This is a genomic window from Streptomyces californicus, assembly GCF_000717645.1.
Lineage (GTDB): Bacteria > Actinomycetota > Actinomycetes > Streptomycetales > Streptomycetaceae > Streptomyces > Streptomyces californicus.
The window spans coordinates 365,229-386,934 of record NZ_JNZZ01000002.1 but is presented as its reverse complement, the minus strand read 5'-3'; the positions used below and the strand labels follow the sequence as shown (position 1 = coordinate 386,934).

The following is a 21,706-nucleotide window of genomic DNA, read 5'->3' as shown; positions in this document are numbered from 1 at the left end:
CAGCGGCCCCTACCGGTAGCCGCTGAGGCCGTCGGCGAGTTCCTCCTCGTCGCCGTCGCGCTGCGCGTAGAGAGCCTGCTGGAGTGCGAAGGTGCCTCGGATCGCCGAGATCCGCTCGGCCGTTCCGTTGTCGGCCCAGCCGCCGAGCGCGAGCACTCGGCCCAGCAGTTCCTCGCCGTAGCTCGCCCCGATGGCGGCCAGGTCCTCAGCCGGGTCGCCGATGCCGACCTCGTCCCAGTCGACGACGCCGCTCATGCGCGGCACTCCGTCCACCGTCTCCCACAGGACGTTCTCGCCGCCGAGGTCACCGTGGACCACCGCGGAGGTGAGATGGGGCAGGGCGTCGAGCGCGGCGAGCTCGCGCTCGGCACGCTCCCGGCCGCCGTCGGACATCAGCGGGAACAGTTCGGTACGCACCCCCGTGGCGAACTCCTGCCACTCGTTCGCGGGAGCCTCCGGCAGCGCGGCGCGCACCTTCTCCTCGTCGCCCGCCGCCGCGAGCCCGGACAGCAGGGTCGCGTACTGTCGGGCGACGGCCTCCGCCACCTCGGGGCTGGTGAGCACATCGTCCTCCAACGGTGCTCCGGGAATGCGGCTCAGCACCAGGTACGGCGGCTCGTCCGTGCCCTGGGCGCCTCCCTCGGACAGCGGCTGCGGCGTGCGGAACCCGAGGTCGATCCCGGCAAGAGCGCGCAGGACGTCCGCCCTGCCGGGCAGCCGATCGGCGGCCGCCCGGGTGCGGGCGAAGCAGACCACCCGGTGCGATCCGATCACCACATGGTGGAACTGCCCCTCGTGGACGGCGAGTCCGCCCACGGTGTCCCCGGGCAGGAGCCGGCTCAGCAGATCGCGGTGCGTCTCAATGATTCTCATGGTGGGCGAAGTCTCCACTTCTCAGATGTGTGCCGGCTGACGCCTGGTGCATGCCGACGTGTCGAGTCATCAGAAACTGGGGTGTGACGATGGATCCGGTCGAGTACGAGATGCTGCGGCACATGTGGTTCCCGGTCGCCCGGGTCGCCGACCTGAAGAACGGCGTCGCGAGCGGCAGCATCCTCGGCGAGGAACTCGTGGTCTACGGGGACGAGGGCTCCGTCACCGTCGCGCAGGGCTTCTGCCCGCACCGGGGCATGGCCCTACGACTCGGGCAGCTGCGCGACGGAGCACTGGAATGCCCCTACCACGGCTGGTTGTTCGAAACGGGCAGCGGGCGGTGCACGCGCATTCCGTCGCTCCCGCCGGGCCGGGGCAGGCCGCACACGGCGCTGCGCACCCATCCCGCCGAGGTCGCCTACGGCCTGGTGTGGAGTTGTCTGGGCGATCCGTTCCTGCCTCTGCCGCGGTTGCCCGAGTACGTCGACGACAGCTGGCGACTCGGCGCGGGCGAGCCGTACACGCTGAACTGCGGTATGCGGCTGCTGACCGAGAACTTCCGGGACAAGGCCCACTTCCCCTTCGTCCACGCGGACTCGATGGGCCATGTGGACAAGGTGGTGGAGCCCTATCGCATCAGCAGAGACGGCTGGCGGCTCGGCTGGTCCTCCTCGCTGGGCTCCGAAGGGGTGCCCGAGGACCTCGCGGAGGAGTTGAGCCATCGGCTGGACTACCACATCACCATGCCGGTGTTCGCCTCGATCTGCGTCTCCTCGCCGTCCGGTGGGCGCCGGCTGGTCGCGCAGGTGGCCACTCCCATCTCGGCGGACGGCAAGGCGGTACGGCAGTTCTGGCTGGCGGGCACGGACGCCGAGTCGACCGCACAGGGAGCCGTCCTGGCCGACGTACTCGGCTTCGAACGGCAGGTCTTCGAGGAGGACCACCCCATCGTGGAGAACCAGTGGCCCGTCGAGGCGCCTCTGGACGTTCACTCTCAGGTGCACACACCCGCGGACCGGTTCAGCATCACCTACCGGAAGGTGTACGGGGAACTGCTGATGAATTTCAAGGAAAGCCGGTGACGTGGGCAGTCGCGACATCGAACCCGCTCCGGGAGGTCTCAGGTCTGCGGAAGGAGAGACGGGGAGCCGAGGCCGAGCCGCCACACCAGTTGGGCGGCGTGGACCCGGTCGCGGAGTTCGAGCTTCGCGAGGACGCGTGAGACATGGCTCTTGACCGTGGCCTCGCTGACCCGGAGTGTGCGCGCGATCTCCCGGTTGCTCCGTCCGTCTCCGACGAGGAGGAGTACCTGCTGCTCCCGTTCGCTGAGCAGTTCCAGTTCCGCCGGTCTGTCCGTGCGGCGGGGCACCAGATGGAAGTTCCTGACGAGACGTCGGGTGACATGGGTCGGCAGGAAGCCTCCACCGGCAGCGACGGCCTGGATCGCCGCGTCGAAGTCCTCGCGCGGAGAGCTGAGCGGAACGTAGCCGTGCACCCCGGCCGCGAGCGCCGCCGACAGCAGTTCGTCGGTGTCCCGTTCGGCCGCCATGACGGTGTTCCCCGAGACAGCCTCGGGCAGCCGGCTCAGCGCAGGGAGGCCGTCGGGGAGCACCAGGGAGGTTCCGGCGACGACGACATCCGGCGACAACCGGGTCGACTGGTGAACCAACTCCTTTCGGTCCACCGCCGTGCCGACCACCTCGGCATTGGCGATCTCCGAGAGGAGGACGAACAACCCCTCCCGATAGACATCCCTGTCCTCCGCCAACAGGATCCGGACCCGGGCGCCTGGCTCATCCGCCGGGGGCGCACCGCACGGTCGATGCGGCACGAGCCACCCTGATGAGGTCTGCCCCATATTTCCCCCTTGCTCGCTTTACACACCCGTAATCGGCGCCGGGCCACGAGCAATAGTAGATCTAAAACTTCTTGGGCATCGCTTTACCGCTAATCGATTGACCGAAAAACAGTTTCAGTCAAAACAATTTGGCCACCGAGGATCATTCGCAGGGAAGGCACTCCACGGCGCCCAGGCAGTTCAGACACGACATGGAGAGCGGCAGGGGCACCCGTTTCAAGTCTTCCGAACACGGCTGGCTTGAGTCACTTGACAGAGGCATCCGGCATGCCGTATGCGCCATTACCTGCGTTATTAATTTCCCTGACACTGGCCAGAAAATGCCAGATATGAATTTAACACCACTGGAGGTTCGTGACTATGAAATGCAGGGTACTGGGGAGCGCCCCTTACACGCGGCAAGCCTTGGCGGGCGCCGCACTGCTCATCGCCGGCACCGTGATGGGGCCCGCCGCAGCGTCGAGCGGAGACGAACGGGACACCTCGCGGGCACGCAACGTGATCCTGCTGGTCGGTGACGGCATGGGCGACTCCGAGATCACCCTCGCGCGCAACTACACCGTCGGCGCGGGCGGGCGGCTCCACATGGACGGTTTCCCCATGACCGGGTCGTACACCACCTACTCGGTGGACCGCGACGGACGTCCCAACTACGTCACCGACTCCGCCGCCGGCGCCACAGCCTGGGCCACCGGCCACAAGACGGTGAACGACCGGATCTCCAAGACGGCCGAAACCGACCGCGCCGTGCCCACGATCCTGGAGCTCGCCCGGCAGGGCGGACTAGCCACCGGCAGCGTCACCAGCGCCGAGCTGACGGACGCCACCCCCGCCGCCCTCACCTCGCACGTCACCGACCGCAGTTGCCAGGGCCCAGCCGACATGGATCGGTGCCCGACGGACACGCGGGCGGCGGGCGGCCCGGGCTCCATCGCCGAGCAGACGGTCGCCCACCGCGTCGACGTCCTCCTCGGCGGTGGCAGGCAACGCTTCGACCAGACCATCACCCAGGGTCCGGAGCGTGGCTCCACGGTGCTGCAGCGTGCACGTCAGCACGGCTATCGCGTGGTGACGGACGCCAGGGGCCTGGACGCCGTCCGCCCCGGACGCCCGGTTCTGGGCCTTTTCGCACCGGAGGAGCTGCCGGTCGCCTGGACCGGAACGCCGGCCGCGGCCGGCGGCACCGCACCACAGCGCTGCGTGACCGACCGCGAACCCTCCGACGGCATCCCGAGTCTGGAGGTGCTGACGCGCAGGGCCATCGCGCTGCTGGATGCCCGAGCACGCCAGAAGGGCGCGGGGAAGGGGTTCTTCCTTCAGGTCGAAGGCGCCGCCATCGACAAGCAGAATCACGATGCCGACCCCTGCGGCCAGATCGGTGAGACCGTCGCCTTCGACCGAGCCGTCAAAGCCGCCAGGGAGTACGCCGCACGGCACCCTGACACCCTCGTCATCACCACCGCCGACCACGGGCACAGCAGTCAGATCGTGCCCATGGCGGCCAGGCCCTCAGGACTCTCCGCGACGCTGATCACGGACGAGGGCGCCCCGATGAAGGTCAGCTACGCCACGCACGCGGGCGAGGAGGGACAGGAGCACAGCGGCGTACAGGTACGCATCGCGGCCGAGGGGCCCGAGGCGCACAGAGTGCTCGGCACCACGGACCAGACCCAACTGTTCACCACTCTCCGCATCGGTCTCAACCTGCGGTGACCTGCAACAGCCCCTCGGCGGTCACTCGGCGCGCCTGTGGCAGGGAGGGCTTTCGTCTCGTCGGTACTGGTGGCGTCGGCTTTCCCCGGGGAGAAGCCGGAGATTATCCGCGCCGCTGGGGAGCGCCTGGGGAGAATCGGCCAGATAACGCGAGACGAGCCTGAAACCCGCCCTGCCGTAAGCGAGGGCGTGGAGCCACCCATCGCCGGTTGGCCGAACCGGCGTATCCGCAGATGAATGTTGTCCACCGTCCGCCCCCAGCACCGATGCGAATCAGTCCACCCGAGGAGACTCACTTCTTCCGGCGCACACGGAATCCAGCCGAATCTCCACCCTGCGGACTGCGTGCGCCTGTCGACGGCCGCTTTCCGCTGTATCCCTCTGGCGCTCTCCACCGCCGAATTTCCCGTCGGCTCCCAAAACTGATCGAGGGCCGGTTTCGGATTGCTCCGAAACCGGCCCTCGATCAACGACTGTCTCCAGTCGGGACGACAGGATTTGAACCTGCGACCCCTTGACCCCCAGTCAAGTGCGCTACCAAGCTGCGCCACGTCCCGCCGCGTTCCCTCCCGGTCTCCCGGGTGGCCGCGCAGGACAAACATTACCTCACTCGGAGGACCGGATCGACGCACGTGCCTGCTGGGCGCGGGCGGCCAGGCCCTCGGCACCGCAGGTCATCGCCTGCTTCTGCGCGCGGGCCAGCTCCCGGTGCGACCCGATCGCAGCGCCGTACTCGAACCGGGCGAGGGCGTGTTCGTAGCCGGAGGTCGATTTCTCCAGGTGGCCGACCGCTTCGGCGAGCAGTTCCGCGGAACGCTCCGGCGGGGCGAACAGAGCGACACAGCGCAGGGCCTCGCCCATGGCGGTGGGTGTGCCGAGCCGCTCGGCGTGCACACGGTTGCGGGCGGCGAGGTGAGCGGCGCGGGCCGGGTCCTCGTCGACCAGGGCCCGAGCGAGGTCGGCGGCCCAGGGAGCCCAGATGCCGTTGAAGCGTTCCCGGGCCTCCAGGGCGGCGCCCGCCGCTTCGAGTTCGGCGATCGCCTCCTTCGTACGCCCCTCGGCCAGCAGCAGACGGCCCCGGATGCACGGTCCGTCCGGCAGCACCATGGCGCTGGGGTAGGGCGGTCCGAAGTGGTAGCGGTCGGCGATGCTGCGTGCTTCCTCGGTCCGGCCGCGGGCCAGCAGGGTGTCGATGAGCAGACACGTCGCATCCCAGTGCACGGGCAGCCCGGAGCCGACGCGGTCGGCGAGGCGCAGCCCCTCGCGCAGGAAGCCCTCGGCCTCCGCGAGGCGGCCGCGACGGCGGTGGACCATGCCGAGCAGGGTGTGGGCGAACGCCAGGTGGGCCCCGCTCCAGCCGGAGATCTCGAAGGCCCGGACGGCTTCGCCGAAGAGGCTCTCGGCGCGGTCCAGCTGGTCCACGAAGCTGTACGTGATGCCGACCATGGTGGGGAGCTCGAAGCCCCACTCGGTGTCGGTCCAGCCGAGCCCGCGCGCCGGGCTGCCGTCGACCAGGGCGCGTTCGCAGAGGTCCACGATCAGCTGGGCGTTCTCGCCGCGCAGCATGCCGTCGAAGGCGCGCAGGGTGAGCAGTGCCCGCTCGGCGTTGTCACGGCCCTTGAGGTGGTCGGCGTTGCGGGTGAGCCGGCGGGAACGGGTCGGCCCGTCGTCCTCGACGGCCTGCATGCCCTCCCACATGAAGTGCGCGGCCTGGAGCCGCATCAGTCCGGGGCCCGGATCGGTCCGCGCGGCCTCGGCGGCCAGCGCGAGCGCCGCTTCCTTGAGCTGGTTGTTGTGGGCGAGCGCGGCGGCGAGCCGGAACGTGGCGTCGACCCGCAGTCCGTCGTCGAGCCCCGGCATGTCCAGCGCGGCGCGCAGGTGCTGGACCGTGGTGGGCGGTGAGCTGAGCAGGGTCGCGCAGCCCAGCTCGTACAGCAGGGCCGCCCGGTCCTTGGGGCGCGGCGGTTCCTCCAGCGCCCGTTCCAGGCAGCGCCGGGCCGCTTCGGGCGCACCGACGGCGAGGTGCTGCCGGGCGGCTTCCCGCAGTTGGGCGACCAGCTCCTGATCGTCGTCCGGGTGGACCTCCAGCAGATGTCTGGAGGCCGCGGCAGGCCCGAGCCCGGCCCGGGTGATCGCCCAGGCGGCTCGCCCGTGCATGGCGGTACGGGTGGCCGACGGGATCGAGCGGTAGACCGCGGACGCGATCAGCGGGTGGACGAACTCCAGCGGGTCGAATCCGCTGACGATACGGGCGTCGCGCAGCCGGGCCGTGCAGTCGGCGGCCTCCGCCGGGCTCATGCCGGCGAGGGTGGCGGCCAGTTCCTGGGAGATGTCGGTGCCGAGCACGGCCGCCGCCCAGGCGAACCGGTTGGCGTTCGTACCGAGCCGCTCCAGTCGGGCGACGAGCCCGCTGCCCCGGGCGGAGGCGCCGAGCGCGCGGAGTTCACCCGCGGACTCCTCCACGGGCGGCAGTTCGTGGTCCTGGACCTTGGCGACCAGTTCGACCGCCTCGTACGGGTTGCCGCCGGTGACCGCCCACACCTCACGGCAGAACGGGTCGTCGGCGTGCTCGCCGAGCGCCGACCGGACCAGTACGGCGGTGGCGTCCGGTGTCAGGGCGCGCAGCGCGACGCGGGTCACCTTCTCCTGGCCGTGGGAGTCACGCTCGGCCGCCCGGTCCGCGACGTAGCCGGCGTTGCGTTCGGCCATCTCCTGCGGACGGTGCGCCTGCACCACCAGGACCGGCAGTTCACCGAGGCGGGCGGTGAACGAGGCCAGCCAGGCGAGGGATTCACCGTCCGCCCAGTGCGCGTCGTCCACGATGAGCAGCAACGGGCGGTGGCTGAGCCGGCCGACGACGTAGTCCAGGCCGTCGCGCACACCTTGCGGGTCGGGCTGCGGTCCGCTCGGCTCGGCCAGCCCGAGGGCCGGGGCGATGATCTCGAACCAGTCGCCGAACAGGGCCCGGGTCTCGTCCGGCGGGAACTGGTCGAGGGCGGGCTGCAGCAACTGGCGTACGACGTGGAACGGTACGGAGGTGACGGTCTCGCCTCCCCGGCCGGACCAGACGGTGCAGCGGTCGGCGGCCATCGCCTGGATCTCGTCGAGCAGCGCGGTCTTGCCGATCCCTCCCTCTCCGCTGAAGACCAGGAACCCTCCGGCGGCCTGCGCGCCGCACAGGGCGTCCAGCGCCTCGGCAGCGACGGCGAGTTCCGGTTCACGTTCGTACAACGGCCGGGACGGCTTCATGCCCACCCTTCCCACAGAGGCTGTGTTCTCGGCCTCCGAGCCTAGTCGTGCGCGGGTGCTCACCGACAGAGTTCGCTCGATTCCCTGCAGGTACGGGGCACAATCGAGTAGTGAACGAGACGCGCAGGGACCGTGATGCCGAGGGCCGGGCGCACAACGCGCGCCCCCGAGACGGGCTGGGACGCCCCTTGCCGTACGGGACGCCCGGCGTCGCACGGCAGCCGGAGGGGATCGTGCGCACGCCCCGGGAGACGCTGGCGGAGGCGCAGCGGCTGCTGGACGAGGGGATGCCGTTCCACGCCCACGAGGTCTTCGAGGACGCCTGGAAGTCCGGGCCGGAGGGCGAACGCGAGCTCTGGCGCGGCCTGGCCCAGCTCGCGGTGGGGCTGACCCATGCCGCGCGCGGCAACATCACGGGCGGGCCACGGTTGCTGCGCCGCGGTGCGGGGGCGCTCGCCCCGTTCGCCGAAGCCGCGCCGTACGGGATCTCGATCGCCGGACTGTCCGCCTGGGCGCAGGAGTTGGCGGACCGGGTGGAGTCGGGTCCGACGGTCGACGCGGCGGCTGAAGCGCCCCGGCTGCGCGGGTGATCGTCGTGGCCGGTCGGGTCCGGTCGGATCGCCGGGCGCGGGTCCGGAAATCGGGGTCGCCCACAGCTACTACGATCCGGCTTCATGAGCACTTCTGACCAGGACCAGGAACAGCACCGGGACCAGCCCCGCGACCGGCGCGAGGGCGGACCGGACGACGAGCGGACCGACGAGGACCGCAGCACCGACACCCTCATAGCCGAGGACGCCCCGGCGAGCGGAACGACGCCGGGCGGCGGGGCGAAGCCGGACACGGCCGACGAAGCGGCCGGGGAAGCGGTCCCGGATCCGGCGGAGGCGGATGAGGCGCGGGGAGAGGCGGAGGCGCGGGCCGCCGAGCCGGTCGCGGCGCGGGCCGGAGGCGGCCTCGCCGGAGCCGGTGCCGCGAAGGACCGGGGCGTGTCGGCCGATGCGGCCCTCCCGGAAGGCGGGCACGGTCCGGACGGGTCGGCGGCCGAGGACGACTCCGCCGAGGCGGTGGTACCGAAGGGCGCGGCCACCCCCGCGGCACTGGAACGCACGGACGGCTCGGCGGCGCCGGCAGGCAAGAACGAGACGCCGGCCCCGGATCACGCGGACGAGACGGCGGCCCCGGGTCACGCTGACGAGACGGCGGCCCCGGCAGGCGCGGACGAGCCGGACGAGGCGGATGACCCGGGCGACAAGAGGCTGACCCCACGTCAGGCCCGCCGACTGCGGATCCTGCTCTCCGCCGTGGGCATGGTGGTGATGGCCGTCGTGCTCGCGCTGCGCATCGCGAGCCGTTCTTCGGTGCTGGTGGTCGGCGTCTACGGGCTCGCGCTCATCCTGTGCGGCGCAATGATCGAGCTGAGCAGGAACGGCCGTACCCGGCTGGCCAGTTGGCTGCTGGCCGCCGGGCTGCTGGCCGCCGTGGGCGCGGACTGGCTGCTGCTCCCCTGACGTGGTCGGCCCGGCGCCGACCGGATGAGGAAGATCGTGCCGTCTCGGCGCACCCGGCGGCCGATGCCGTGACCACCGCGTCCAGGCGGTCCAGCCGGTCGGCCGTGACCCCGTCGTCGTCCAGCCGCACCTCGCCCTCGTACTCCTCCAGCCGCTGAGCGGCGGCGGCCGCGAGATCGTCCCGTCGCGCCCCGCGACGATCCGGCCGAGGACGGACTCCTTCTGTGCCGCGGTGTACAGGGAGGGCCGGCGCATCACGGCGCCGGCCGCCTTCGCGGCCGGCTTCTCCAAGGTGGCTCCGGCCTGCTCGGTGTGCTGGTGGCGCGACTCCACCAGCAACGGCGGGATGTCGATCTTCACGGGGCAGGCGTCGAAGCAGGCTCCGCAGAGGGTGGAGGCATACGGCAGGGAGGCCGGGGGTGATGCATGCGGGCGCCACCCGAAAGGGGGACGCGGGTCGGGAGAACGAGGAAGCCGTGCGGCTCGGGGGCCGGGGAAGGCGGCTCCTTCAGCGGGTGCTCGGGATGTTCCGCCCGTGCTGACGCCCGCGCTGGGGGTCGAAGAGGTGGGCCGCCGCACCGGTCACCACGAGGCCCGTGGCGATCAGGAGCCCGTGGCCCGCGGCGATACCGATGCCCAGGACGGCGAGGCCGGCGACGAGCCACAGCCAGGCGCTGCGGCGACGGTACTCGCGCGGGGGACGCGGGGTGCCGCCGGACATCGCCTCGGCGAAGCCGGGGTCGTCGTGACGCAGCTGTTCCTCCAGCTCACGCAGCCGCTCGTCGTACGTGGGCATGGTGTCTCCCTCCCGGTACGGATACCCTCTCGGCCTCCGCGAGCCCCGGCCCCGCTTCGCGGTGCGGGGCAGGGCCCCCTGGGCCCTGGACCTCATGGTCGTCGGGGCGGCCCACCGGAGACCATCGGGGGCAGCACCCATATCCGGGGGTGCGCACCATGCAGAGCGGGCCGCGTCGACAGCGCACTGCGCCCACACCGCCCCGCAGTCCGGGCTGCGGGCTGCGGGCTGCGGGCTGCGGGCTGCGGGCTGCGGGCGATGTCATCCGACGGAGCGGCGATAGTGGAGGCTGTCAGCGCGCCCTGCTCCCCCGATCCCCCGAAGGAGCCGTTCGACCTTGTCCCTGTTCTGGCGGATCTTCCTGCTCAACGCGGCCGTGCTGGTCGCGGCCGGTGCCCTGCTGCTGCTCGGACCGATCACCATCTCCACCCCGGTCCTGCTCACCGAGGCCATGATCCTGACCGGCGGCATCGCGTTCATGCTCGCCGCCAACGCGGCACTGCTCCGGCTCGGCCTCTTCCCCCTCCAGCGCGTCACCCGCGCGATGACGACGACCGATCTGCTGCGCCCGAGCCCGCGCCCCGAAGTGGCGGGACACGGGGAGATCGCCGCGCTGATCGAGACGTTCAACACGATGCTGGACCGGCTGGAGGCCGAGCGGGCCACGAGCAGCGCCCGTGCGCTCTCGGCGCAGGAGGCCGAGCGACGCCGTGTGGCCCAGGAGTTGCACGACGAGGTCGGGCAGACGCTGACCGCGGTCCTGCTGGAGTTGAAGCGCGTCGCCGACCAGGCCCCGGAGCCGTTGCGCGAGGAGTTGCGGCAGGTCCAGGAGATCACCCGCGGCTCGCTCGACGAGATCCGCCGGATCGCCCGCCGGCTGCGGCCCGGCGTGCTGGAGGAGTTGGGCCTGGTGAGCGCGTTGACGGCCCTGATCACCGAGACGCCGACGCCGGACGGGCTGACGATCCGCCGGCAGATGGGCAAGGACCTGCCCGAGCTGGGCACGGACGCCGAACTCGTCGTCTACCGGATCGCGCAGGAGGCCCTCACGAACACCGTCCGGCACGCCCGCGCCACCCGGCTCGACCTCTCCTTGCGGCGAACCCCCGGCGGCGTGGAACTCCGCATCCGCGACGACGGCCGCGGCCTCGGCGACGCCCCGGAGGGGGCCGGCCTGCGCGGCATGCGCGAACGCGCTCTGCTGATCGGCGCGGAGGTCTTCCTCGGCCCGGGCCCGCTGGGCGGTACCGAAGTCCGGCTCGACGTACCCGTACCGAACGGAAACCAGTGACCATGCCCACCTCAACGTCCACCGCCGCCTCCTCCGGGCCCGCCGCCCCGACCCGCATCCTGCTGGCGGACGACCACGCGCTCGTACGGCGGGGCGTCCGGCTGATCCTCGACGGCGAACCGGACCTGACCGTCGTCGCCGAGGCGGGCGACGGCGCCGAGGCCATCGAGATGGCCCGGGCGGAACAGCCCGACCTGGTCATCCTGGACATCGCGATGCCCCGGCTGACGGGCCTCCAGGCGGCGCGCGAACTGTCCCGGGTCATGCCGGGCCTGCGCATCCTGATGCTGACCATGTACGACAACGAGCAGTACTTCTTCGAGGCGTTGAAGGCGGGTGCGGCCGGCTACGTGCTCAAGTCGGTGGCGGACCGGGACCTGGTCGAGGCCTGCCGGGCGGCCATGCGCGACGAGCCGTTCCTCTACCCGGGCGCGGTGACCGCGCTCATCCGCAACTTCCTCGACCGGGCCAAGGACGGCGAGGGCCTGCCGGCGCGGGCCATCACGGAGCGCGAGGAGGAGATCCTCAAGCTGGTCGCCGAGGGCCACTCCTCGAAGGAGATCGCCGATCTGCTGGTCATCAGCGTCAAGACCGTGGAGCGGCATCGCGCCAATCTGCTCCAGAAGCTCGGACTGCGCGACCGGTTGGAGCTGACCCGTTACGCGATCCGGGCCGGCCTGATCGAGCCCTGACCCGGTCCTGACCAAGCCCCGCCCTGGCCAGGAAACGGCCCCGCCCCGGTCCTGATCCAGCCCCGCCCTGGCCGGGAACGGCACCGACCCGACCCTGACCCGGCCCTGGTCCGTCCCGGAGCATCCGCCTTCCACCGGTCGTTTCATGTGATTCTCAGCCGGTCCGCATAGGGTGCCCCCGTGACCCAGATGACCCCGCCCGGCTGGCACCCAGACCCCGGGCACTCAGGCAAAGGCCCCGCCCAGGAGCGCTGGTGGGACGGTGCGCAGTGGACCGGCCATGTACGCCCGTCACCGGATGCGGCGCGCCGTCGCGGGCTGCGCGTCGGCGCCGCCGTGGTGACCGGCGCGGTGGTGCTCGCCGCCATCGGAGGCGGCGTGTACCTGCTGGGTGAGGACGACGGCGGCAAGCCGGGCGCCGCGGTCTCCTCGCCGTCCGGCGGCCCCGAACTCCCCGGTGCGCCGGACGGCGGCGGGAAGGACGGCGGAAAGGGCGGCAGCGGCGACGGTGAAGGCGACGACCGCGAGCGTGGTGCCGAGCCGCCGACCGAGCCGGGATTCGCCACGGACGTCGCCGCCGGGATCAGCCTTCCGGTACCCGAGGGGTGGAAGGGAACGTCCGGGATGGTCGGCGCCGGGCTGACGACGGGTGAGCACCCGTGCCCCGGCGACACCGCCGAGACCTGTGTACGCGGTGGGGTGTTCTCGGCTCCGGCGGCGGCCATGAAGCTGTCGGCGAAGACTCCGGAGGAAGCGGCGAAGAAGGACATCGCCGCGAACGCCACGGAGTCGTACGGCGGCAAGAGCTACGGGCGGATCACCTCGCACGACGAGCTGAGGTCCGAGGCCGTCACGGTCGCGGGCGGCAAGGGGTACGTCGTGCGCTGGAAGGTGGTGACGGAGAAGGGCGACGACGGGTACGTCGAATCGCTGGTGTTCCCCTCCCCCACGTCCAAGGGCATGCTCGTGGTCGTCCGGTCCGGGTTCGACATCAACGAGGACGCGCCCGGACTGACCGTCCTGGACGAGATCACCGGTGGGATCAAGGCCGCGTCCGGCGCGGGCTCGGGAGCCGGCGGAGCGGCCTGATCCGCTCGCACCGCACACGGCGGCGGGGCTCGGACCGGTCCCGGTCCGCGCCCCGCCGTCTCCCGTGGCCCCGCCCGCTTCCTCAGCGGGTGACGGTTCCGGGATCGCTGACCCCGGCCTCACCCGTCTCGACGTGCCCGGCGAAGCGACGCAGGAAGCCGGAGTCCCCCTCGGCGGTGACGGTCACGTCGTACCAGCGCTTCCCCGCCCGCAGGTCGATGGTGCGGGACACGGTGGCACCGGGCCGGACGGTGACGGCCTGTTCCGCTCCCCCGTACGCGTCGGCGTTGGCGAGGGTGAGGCGGACCTCGGCGTCGCCGGCGTTCCCGATGGTCAGGTCGAGGTTGCCGCTTCCCCCGTTGTGGCGGGCCGTGACCTCGGGTCCGGCGGTGGACCCCGGGCTCCTGAACGTACGCAGGAAGCCGTTGGGGCCGTGGACCGTCAGATCGTGGGAACCACCGGAGTAGGCGGAGTTCCAGGCGTCCGTGACCGTCCGGCCGGCTCCCGCGGTGTACGTCCACGGGGCGTCGGCGCGGTTCCCGGAGGTGACGTAGAACTGCGCGCCGGCCTCGGTCCCCGGACTGAAGGTGAGCGCGATCTTCCCGGTGCCGGTGTCCACGGCGGCGTCCACGTAGGGGGCGTACGGGAGCGGCCGCGCGGGGCGGCTTCCCGGCTCCTGCAGCGGCATCGCGCCGACGGCGGGAGGGGTGGGCCGGTAGACGGGGTGCCGTTCGCGGTCCGGCGGCTCGTACGCGGAGGTGTCCGGCAGGTCGCCGGGGGCCGGCTCGGTACGGGCGAAGTCGAAGGCGGAGGTCAGGTCGCCGCAGACGGCGCGCCGCCACGGCGAGATGTTCGGCTCGCGCACCCCGAAGCGCTGCTCCATGAAGCGCAGCACCGAGGTGTGGTCGAAGGTCTCCGAACAGACGTAGCCGCCGGTGCTCCACGGCGAGACGACCAGCATCGGGACGCGCGGCCCGAGCCCGTAGACGCCGGGACCGTACGAGGGGCCGCCCCCGTACACCTCGGTGGAGGTGTCGGCGGTGGACAGGCCCCGGTCGGCGGAGGTCGGCGGGTAGGGCGGTACGACGTGGTCGAAGAAGCCGTCGTTCTCGTCGTAGGTGATGAAGAGGGCGGTACGGCTCCACACCTCGGGGTCGGACGTCAGCGCGTCCAGCAGCCGGGCGATGTACCAGGCGCCGTAGTTCGAGGGGAAGTTGGAGTGCTCGGTGAACGCCTCGGGCGCGGCGACCCAGGAGATCCGCGGCAGCGTCCCGTTCCGCACGTCGGCGGCGATGCCGTCGAAGTAGTCGTCGCCCCCGGCCACGTTCGTACCGGTGCGCGCCTTCTCGTACAGCGGGTCGCCGGGCCGGGCGTCGCGGTAACGGTCGAAGTAGAGCAGCGAGTTGTCGCCGTAGTTGCCCCGGTAGGCGTCGTCGATCCAGCCCCAGCCGCCGGGCCCGTCCAGACCGTCGCCGATGTCCTGGTAGATCTTCCAGGAGATTCCGGCTTCCTCCAGCCTCTCGGGATACGTCGTCCAGCCGTAGCCGCGCTCCTCGTTGCCGAGGACGGGCCCGCCGCCGGTTCCGTCGTTGCCGGTGTGTCCCGACCAGAGGTAGTAGCGGTTGGGGTCGGTGGCCCCGATGAACGAGCAGTGGTACGCGTCGCACACGGTGAAACGGTCGGCGAGCGCGTAGTGGAAGGGGATGTCGTCCCGGGTCAGATGGGCCATCGTCGTCGGCGTCTTGGCCGGAATCCAGCGGTCGTAGCGCCCGTCGTTGTACGCCTGGTGACCACCGGCCCAGTCGTGGTTGAGGCCCTGGAGGAACTGCATCCCCAGGTCGTCGGCGGTCGGGTGGAACGGCAGCGTCTCCTTGCCCGACGCATCGGTCTGGTGCCAGACGGACCTGCCGCTCGGCAGTGTCACCGGGCGCGGGTCGCCGAACCCCCGGACGCCCTTGAGCGCCCCGAAGTAATGGTCGAAGGAGCGGTTCTCCTGCATCAGGACGACGATGTGCTCGACGTCTTCGATCGTTCCGGACGCGCGGTGGGCGGGGATGGCGGCGGCGCGCTCGATACTGCCCGTCAGCGCGGCGAATCCCGCGGTCGCACCGGCTATCTGGAAGAAGCGGCGCCGATTCATATCAGCCATGCGTGCAGAGCCTCTTGGAGTGGGGGGACGGTGGCACGTGCGGGGAACAGAAGCGAACAGGATGCTCCAAGAGAATCCAACAGAATGGAAGAGGCCGTGACGGATCGGTTAACAGCGGCGGTACGCGGGACGCGCCCGTCGGGGACTCCACCCGCTGCTCACCGTACGGAGCGCACTCATCCGCGCGGAACGCCGCCGGCGAGCAACTCCCGCAGGAGCTCCGCGAGAAGACCGGGTTCCCCCACGAACGGCGAGTGGTCCACCGGCCACTCCCGTACGTCCGTACAGCGCGTGGCCATCCGCCGTTGCAGCGCCGGGGCGAGGACGCGGTCCCGGCCGCAGACGACATAGGTGGCGGCCGTGTCCTTCCAGCCGTGGTGGAGGGGCACGCCGCGACCGCAGCCGGGCGCCTGCGCGCGGAGCAGACCGACCGCCCAGGCGGCGAGGGGTGCGGGACTGTCCTGGTAGAGGAGGTCGGCGGCCAGGTCGGGGCAGAGGGTGGTCGACCCGTCGGGTTCGGCCCTGACGGCCTCCTGGAGCCGTGAGGGCGATGTCGCGCTGAGCGCCGCCGCGCTCTCTCCGACGTCCGGGACGAAGGCGGCGAGGTAGACCAGCCGTCCCGCTCCGCGTACTCCGGTGATCACCGACCCGCCGTAGGAGTGCCCGAGCAGGAGCGGTGGCTCCGGCAGCGCGTCGACGACGGCCTGGACCACGGCGGTGTCGGCGGCCAGGGAGCCCCTGTGCAGTTCGGGGACGAGGACCTCGACGCCTCCCGCCCGCAGGAGTTCCGTCACCCGGTCGAAATGCTCGGGTCGGTGGTAGAGGCCGTGGACGAGTACCACGGTCCGCGTGGGGCACGCCTCCTCCCTCGGCCGCGAGGGCGCGACCCGGTGCGTCATACGGCCGGGCCCGGCGCGGAGGACCGCCGGGCGGTGTCCCTCCGGGAGACGGCGGCCGCCACCTCTTCGACGGCGGTGCGCAGGGAAGCGCCGTATGCGTCCTGCGAAAGGCGGGGCACGTGCTCCCTGGCCGCGTCGATGTGCTCGGCGGCCGCGTCGAACGACCCGAGCCGACGGTAGTCGTCGGCCAGATTGAGGTGGAGGGAGGGGTAGAACCCGGCGATGTGGAGCCCGGCGTGGTGCTCCTGGGCACGCTGTTCCGTCACGGCGTCGGCCGCGTCCAGGGCCCGGACGTCCCAGGCAAGGGCCTGCGCGGGATCTTCGTAGAGGTCCGCCAGGTAGTGGGCGAGCGAGCAACGGTGCAACGGGTCGCCGGTGACGCCGATCTCGGACCACAGGGCCAGAAGTCTGCGACGGGCCGAACGGACGTCTCCCGACCGGCCTTCGGTGACGGCTCCGCCGATGGCTTCCATGGTCGGATCGGGGCTTGCGGGCGTGGTGGACATGAGGTTCCTCGTCGTGCTTGCGGAGTCAGTGGTCGAACGTGACGGGCATGGTCAGGGTCGTGAGATCGCCGCGGTCGGCCGAGCGGATCGTGACGGGCTGGAGAGGTCCCCGCAGATCGAGCATGACGTCGGGGCCGATCGCCGTGCTCACGGCGGCGTAGAGCGTGGTCATCTCGAACCGGATCCGGAGGTCCTCCCCCGTCACGGCGGCGGGGAGCAGGATTCCGGAGAGCTCGTCGTCCGGCGCCTGGACCCGTACGCCGCGGTCGGTGAGACGCAGGACGGGACGGTCCCCGGGGTGTTCTTCCAGGGCTCGCAGCAGCGCGCCCTTCGCGACCGTCGCCCGGGTGGTGGCCTCGCCCAGGGAAGCGAGGAGCGACCGGTGGTCGGGGTACTCCTCGGGCAGCACCCGGCAGTGCCGGTCCTCCCGCCCGGACATGCGCAGCCAGATCCCGTGCGGAACCGCTTCGACCCGGACCAGCGCGCTGCGCCGCACATCGGCGACCGCGTTCCGGAGGTCGGCGCCGTCGACCGTGCCGGCCCACGTCCGCTCCCCCGTACGGACCGGCACCAGGGTCCGGGTGGAGAGCCGGTACCGGTCGGTCGCCGTCAGGGCGACTGCCTCATCGCTCGCCTCGATGTGCAGACCGGCGAGCACCGCCGACGCCGGTTCGTGCGTGGGCCCGGTGGCGGTGGCTGTCGCTGTGGGGTTGGGGGTGGCCGTGGCGGTCAGAACCTGCTCAACCGCTTCCGCCAGTACGGGGCCCTTCAGCACGGCGATCAGCGAGCCGGGGGCGTCGCCGCCGAGCGTAACCTTGATGGCCGCGGCCCGCTGCCGTGCCACCGCCGCGTCCCCCTCGATCCTGGCGACATGCTCGTCGAGCAGACGGGCCGCTTCCTCGGCCCCGGCCCCGAGGACCGCTGCGACCCCGGCCAGCGGCATGGCGATCTCACGGAGTCGGCGCAAGGTGACGGCCCGCTCCAGCTGGTGGACGCCGTAGGAGCGGTAGCCCGTGGCCGGGTCCACGTCGGCAGGGGGCAGGAGCCCGGAATCGGCGTAGAAGCGCAACGCGCTGGAGGTGAGGCCACTGCGCTGGGCGAAGGCCCCGATGGCCATGAGTTCGGAGTTCGGCACCCCGCCATCCTGAGGCTTCAACCAACTCGAAGGTCAACATGGCCGGGGCTCCGGGAACGCGGCCGGTCACGGCGTGGCCCTGTTCGCGGCCGCGACGCGGTCGGTTCCGCCGGCCGGGCCGCCACCGGCGCGGCCGGGCAGGGTGCCGACGAGAGCGGGCTGGCCGGGCCGCCATCGTCAAGGGCGGAGGCGGTACGTCACCGCATGTCAGGCCAGAAGGGCGGTCGCCTCGACCTCGACGAGCACATCCGGCTCGAAGAGGTAGTCCACGCCGATGAGCGAGGCGGGAGGCAGCGGGTTCGGGAGGCCGATCTCGTCCGCGACCGCCTCCACGCCCGCCATGAAGTCGCCGATCTTCTCCGGAGCCCATCGGGTCACGTAGAACGTCAGACGCAGCACGTTCGAGAAGGTCGCGTCCGCGCCGGCCAGCCCGACGGCGGTGTTGCGCAGGGCCTGGGCGACCTGACCGGACAGGTCGCCCGGGGCGACAGGGGTTCCGTCGGGCCGGCGTGCGATCTGGCCGCTGACGTGTACGTGCGTGGTGCCGGTGCCCACGGCGACGTGATGGTACGGAACCGGCTGGAGCATGCCTTGCGGAGTGAAGCGGCGCACAGTCATGGATCTCTCTTCCCTGGTAGGTATCGTGAAGCTACCTAATATCGGAAAGACACTTCAACGAGACCAGGTTTCACCATGGATACCGCCGACGAGGTCCGCCTCGACGCTCCGCACCGTGAACTGCTCGACCAGATACTCGACAAGTGGTCCCTGGCCGTCCTCAACGAGCTCTGCGAACGGCCGTGCCGCTTCAACGAACTGCGCCGGGCCATCCCTCAGGTCACCCAGAAGTCGCTGACCGCGACGCTACGACGTCTCGAACGCAACGGCGTGATCGACCGCGAGGTCGTCTCCACCCGCCCCGTGGCCGTCCGCTACCGCATCACGCCCCTCGGCAAGACGCTTCGGCACCCCGTCGACGTGCTCCTGGCCTGGACCGCCCGGCACCTGCCCGCCATCGAGCGCGCCCGCGAGGAATTCGACGAACGCGACGCCGGATCCCGGACCGGCCCCCAGACATGACCACAGGCCGGTCCCGGATCGCTCCGCAACCGGCCCTCGATCAACGGCTGTCTCCAGTCGGAACGGCAGGATGTGGATCCGCGCCCCCTCGACCCCAGGGGCGAGGGCCGTCGAACCAGCCGATGGCCACGAGCCGCCGGACGCTCGCGCCGCCGCGAGCCCCCCACTGCGAGGAGCGGCTCGCCGGTTACGAACGGTCCCGCTCCCTGGCTCCATCGCCGCCATGCCCCGCGACCCCGACGGCACGTTCCGCACACTGCGGCTGCGCGAAACGTACGGGGGCGAGCGGCCGCCGTAGCCGGAGCGGGTTGCGGGAGGGGCGTGCGGGCGGCGCGCCCCTCCCGGACGTGTGCTACCGCCGCTCGTGCACCCGCACCACCCTCAGGTCCGGCGAACGTGCGATGTCCTTCTCGCAGAACCGGGACGTCACCCAGCGCTCACCCGCGTACAGCCGGGTCTGGTCGCTGGAGTGCGGGGACTTCGGGTTCTCCGACTGGGAGTACGTCAGCAGCGTCCGTGCCACCGGGCAGCGGCTGTCGTCCCAGCCGACCGCCTGGATGTAGCTGGAGCCCGACGACACCTCCGTGTAGCCGCCGCCCGCCGCGTTCCACACCGGCTCGGTCTTGTTCCAGATGCCCAGCGACTCCGTCCCGCCCCCGATCGGAAGCCGCTTGCCGTCGCGGACGACGAACTGGTGCTTGCCCAGCGGCGCGTCCAGCGCGATGCCCGCCGCCCGCAGCTCCGCCACCGCGTCCGCCAGTGCCCTGCCCACGCCGGGCGCGGCGGTGTTGAGGTCGCGCGGGGTGCGCACCGGATCGGCCGGGTCGAACGGCGTCTTCCACAGCTCGGCCGCCGGCACCGCCGACGCCTTGCGCCAGAAGCGGTCGAAGAGCAGCGCGCCCCGGCTGTCGCTGTCCACGCTCCGGTCCCAGCGCCGCAGCACCGTGCAGGCATCGGACACGTCGACGGGCGTACCGCCGGTGCCCACCGCCGTACCGCCCGGCAGCGCGGCGCACCACTTCGCCACCTCCGACGCGGCCAGCTCGCCGGCCGGCGCCCGGTTGGCGAACTGCTGGCGCTGGAGGTCGGAGACCTTGAGGCGGCCCTTGTCCGCCATCGACGCGACGTCCTCGATCGCGCCGCGCGTCCGCATCGACCGGGGGGTCGCGATCGTGCCGAAGACCCGCTCGTACCCGGTGAGCGGCCGGTCCGCGTTGGTCAGCCACGCGCTGTCGTTGGAGTTCTCCACGTACGGCCGGTTCTTCAGCACCGGCATCCGGCCCGGGCCGAAGATCCCCGGCTGCACCGCGTCCCGGTCACTGCCCAGGGCGCAGTCCTTCCGCGAACCGTCGAGCACCGCGAGGCCGGAGGCGGGGTAGGTGGCCCGGCCCAGCGGGGTCGAACAGCGCTCCGCCAGGTCGTCCGTGATCCTCGGCAGCACCTGCGACTGGGCGAAGAAGGAGTGCCCCGCCCGGTCCGCCGCGATCGTGTTCACCCACGGCATGCCCTGATTCCGGTGCAGCGACCGTTCGACGTCCTTCGTACCCCGGGCCTTGCTGAAGCCGAGGCCCGTGTCCGCCATCCGCAGATTCGTCGCGTTCGGGTCGTTCAGCGCGTACGCCGTCGTCGCCGTCCACGGCAACGGGAGCGCCGCCCCCATCGACGTGGTCACAGGTCCGTAGCGGGTCCACCACTGGGTGCGGGTCACGTCGGCCGCGCCCTTCACCGGTACGCTCACCGTCCGCTTCGTCATCCGCTCCGGCTTCCCGTCCACCAGATAGACGGTCGGGTCGGCCGGGTCGAGGGTGAGCTGATGGAGATTCAGCGTGACGCCGGTGGCGACCGTATGGCTCCACGCCACATCCGCGTTGTGCCCGATCGAGATCGTCGTCGCGCCGAGCAGCGACGCCCCCGAGACGTTCAGCTCCCCGGGGATCGTCTGCTGCGACTGCCAGAAGCGGCGTCCGCCCTGCCACGGGTAGTGCGGGTTGCCCAGGAGCAGCCCGCGCCCGTTCACCGTGGTGGAGCCGTCGAACGCCACCGCGTTGGACCCCATGTCCGCGTTCTGCGCCGACAGCAGCCGCTTCGCCGCCGACGCCGCCTCCTCGGGGGTGACCCCGGCCGGCGGGGGAGCCGCGGTCGGCGGCTGCGCGGCGGTGATGCCGTCGGTCCCGCGCCCCTGGCCGCCGAGCACCGCCAGCGCGTACCCGCGCGCCGCCACGTCCAGCGCCGTCACCGGGCGCACCCAGGACGCGTCCCGGCAGGCCGGATCGGTGATCCGGTTCTGCGCGATCCACGCGTTGTAGCCGGCGGCGAACCCGCGCATCGTCTCCTTCACGTCCCGGCTCGGGCCGGCGGGCGCGGGGACCTTCAGCAGCTTCTCCACCGTGCCGCTGTCCCGCACGCCCCGGAAGTACAGGTCGCTGGAGAGATTCGTCGCCGCCGAGGACAGCGAGTAGTCCGTGGCCGCGTCCGGCCCGAAGAACCTCGACCGCTCCCCACGCACCGTGAGGAAGCCGTCCGCCAGCGTGCACACCTGGTCGGCGGCCTGCGCCCAGCCGGTACCGAAGCCGAGCTGCGCGTAGTCCTTGGCCACGATGTGCGGAATGCCGTACTCCGTGTACCGGACGACGGCGGAGAGCCCGCCGCCGGACGGGTGCCGTTCCCGCCCCGCCCCGGAGGCGGTGGCCGGCGGCAGCGACGCCGACACGGTGAACAGGGCGAGACCGGCAACCCCGAGCAGTCTCAGACGGTTTCGCAATCTCAAGGTGTTCCTCCCAACGGTGCGGGTGGCACGGGCGGTTGACCGGACCGTCCGGCCAGCCACGCGCCACTCAGCCAGGGAGCCCCGGCAACTGTCAACCG

General features: G+C 71.7%; 18 protein-coding genes and 1 tRNA gene. 8 read left to right on the top strand and 11 right to left on the bottom strand.

Annotated features, from left to right (window positions below):
* Nucleotides 1-9 precede the first annotated feature (9 nt).
* On the bottom strand, nt 10-873 hold the full coding sequence (vph, locus tag IF19_RS0104220) for a viomycin phosphotransferase (protein WP_030275963.1): 864 nt from the start codon (nt 871-873) through the stop codon (nt 10-12).
* 89 nt (nt 874-962) lie between these two features.
* Here vph and IF19_RS0104215 point away from each other — a divergent pair, with 89 nt between their 5' ends.
* The gene (locus IF19_RS0104215; protein WP_030118087.1) at nt 963-1,955 is read left to right on the top strand and encodes an aromatic ring-hydroxylating oxygenase subunit alpha; all 993 of its coding nucleotides are present in this window, start codon (nt 963-965) and stop codon (nt 1,953-1,955) included.
* Nucleotides 1,956-1,993: 38 nt separating this feature from the next.
* Here IF19_RS0104215 and IF19_RS0104210 read toward each other — a convergent pair whose 3' ends face one another.
* Nucleotides 1,994-2,608 (bottom strand): LuxR C-terminal-related transcriptional regulator, encoded by a 615-nt coding sequence (locus IF19_RS0104210; protein WP_050490699.1) that lies wholly within the window; start codon nt 2,606-2,608, stop codon nt 1,994-1,996.
* Between the two features lie 483 nt (nt 2,609-3,091).
* Here IF19_RS0104210 and IF19_RS0104205 point away from each other — a divergent pair, with 483 nt between their 5' ends.
* On the top strand, nt 3,092-4,444 hold the full coding sequence (locus tag IF19_RS0104205) for an alkaline phosphatase (protein WP_030118085.1): 1,353 nt from the start codon (nt 3,092-3,094) through the stop codon (nt 4,442-4,444).
* Between the two features lie 483 nt (nt 4,445-4,927).
* Here IF19_RS0104205 and IF19_RS0104200 read toward each other — a convergent pair.
* Nucleotides 4,928-5,001, bottom strand: a tRNA-Pro gene (locus IF19_RS0104200).
* A 49-nt stretch (nt 5,002-5,050) separates the two neighbouring features.
* On the bottom strand, nt 5,051-7,693 hold the full coding sequence (locus IF19_RS0104195; protein WP_030114037.1) for an ATP-binding protein: 2,643 nt from the start codon (nt 7,691-7,693) through the stop codon (nt 5,051-5,053).
* 110 nt (nt 7,694-7,803) lie between these two features.
* Here IF19_RS0104195 and IF19_RS0104190 point away from each other — a divergent pair, with 110 nt between their 5' ends.
* Nucleotides 7,804-8,283 (top strand): DUF309 domain-containing protein, encoded by a 480-nt coding sequence (locus tag IF19_RS0104190; protein WP_030114036.1) that lies wholly within the window; start codon nt 7,804-7,806, stop codon nt 8,281-8,283.
* Between the two features lie 477 nt (nt 8,284-8,760).
* On the top strand, nt 8,761-9,204 hold the full coding sequence (locus IF19_RS1000000135855; RefSeq protein ID WP_106973590.1) for a hypothetical protein: 444 nt from the start codon (nt 8,761-8,763) through the stop codon (nt 9,202-9,204).
* Nucleotides 9,205-9,712: 508 nt separating this feature from the next.
* Here the strand turns inward: IF19_RS1000000135855 and IF19_RS0104180 are convergent.
* Nucleotides 9,713-10,000 (bottom strand): DUF3040 domain-containing protein, encoded by a 288-nt coding sequence (locus IF19_RS0104180; RefSeq protein WP_030114033.1) that lies wholly within the window; start codon nt 9,998-10,000, stop codon nt 9,713-9,715.
* 337 nt (nt 10,001-10,337) lie between these two features.
* Here IF19_RS0104180 and IF19_RS0104175 point away from each other — a divergent pair, with 337 nt between their 5' ends.
* The 3 genes from IF19_RS0104175 (at nt 10,338) to IF19_RS0104165 (ending at nt 13,072) form a co-directional block, all read left to right on the top strand.
* On the top strand, nt 10,338-11,291 hold the full coding sequence (locus IF19_RS0104175) for a HAMP domain-containing sensor histidine kinase (protein WP_030114032.1): 954 nt from the start codon (nt 10,338-10,340) through the stop codon (nt 11,289-11,291).
* 2 nt (nt 11,292-11,293) lie between these two features.
* Entirely contained in the window at nt 11,294-11,983 is a 690-nt protein-coding gene (locus IF19_RS0104170) for a response regulator (RefSeq protein WP_032747264.1), read from the top strand.
* Nucleotides 11,984-12,172: 189 nt separating this feature from the next.
* A complete protein-coding gene (locus tag IF19_RS0104165; protein ID WP_078580484.1) occupies nt 12,173-13,072 on the top strand; it encodes a DUF2510 domain-containing protein in 900 nt (299 codons plus the stop codon).
* Between the two features lie 82 nt (nt 13,073-13,154).
* On the opposite strand, the gene IF19_RS0104160 is transcribed toward IF19_RS0104165, so the two are convergent.
* From IF19_RS0104160 to IF19_RS0104140, 5 genes are all read right to left on the bottom strand, one after another.
* Entirely contained in the window at nt 13,155-15,221 is a 2,067-nt protein-coding gene (locus IF19_RS0104160; RefSeq protein ID WP_030275957.1) for a phosphocholine-specific phospholipase C, read from the bottom strand.
* Nucleotides 15,222-15,397: 176 nt separating this feature from the next.
* Nucleotides 15,398-16,120 (bottom strand): alpha/beta hydrolase, encoded by a 723-nt coding sequence (locus tag IF19_RS0104155; protein ID WP_078580448.1) that lies wholly within the window; start codon nt 16,118-16,120, stop codon nt 15,398-15,400.
* Nucleotides 16,117-16,626: a hypothetical protein gene (locus IF19_RS0104150; RefSeq protein ID WP_030114026.1), complete on the bottom strand. Its 510-nt coding sequence runs from the start codon at nt 16,624-16,626 to the stop codon at nt 16,117-16,119. Before IF19_RS0104150 ends, IF19_RS0104155 begins: the two co-directional genes overlap by 4 nt.
* A gap of 25 nt (nt 16,627-16,651) precedes the next feature.
* On the bottom strand, nt 16,652-17,761 hold the full coding sequence (locus IF19_RS0104145; protein ID WP_032747262.1) for a MerR family transcriptional regulator: 1,110 nt from the start codon (nt 17,759-17,761) through the stop codon (nt 16,652-16,654).
* Between the two features lie 207 nt (nt 17,762-17,968).
* The gene (locus tag IF19_RS0104140) at nt 17,969-18,379 is read right to left on the bottom strand and encodes a RidA family protein (protein WP_030114024.1); all 411 of its coding nucleotides are present in this window, start codon (nt 18,377-18,379) and stop codon (nt 17,969-17,971) included.
* 75 nt (nt 18,380-18,454) lie between these two features.
* On the opposite strand from IF19_RS0104140, the gene IF19_RS0104135 reads away from it, so the two are divergent.
* Nucleotides 18,455-18,841, top strand: coding sequence for a winged helix-turn-helix transcriptional regulator (locus IF19_RS0104135; RefSeq protein WP_030114023.1), 387 nt, complete (start codon nt 18,455-18,457; stop codon nt 18,839-18,841).
* A gap of 352 nt (nt 18,842-19,193) precedes the next feature.
* Here IF19_RS0104135 and IF19_RS0104130 read toward each other — a convergent pair whose 3' ends face one another.
* Nucleotides 19,194-21,608 carry an acylase gene (locus tag IF19_RS0104130; RefSeq protein WP_030114022.1) on the bottom strand — a complete coding sequence of 805 codons (2,415 nt, stop codon included), beginning with the start codon at nt 21,606-21,608 and terminating at the stop codon, nt 19,194-19,196.
* Between the last annotated feature and the right edge of the window lie 98 nt (nt 21,609-21,706).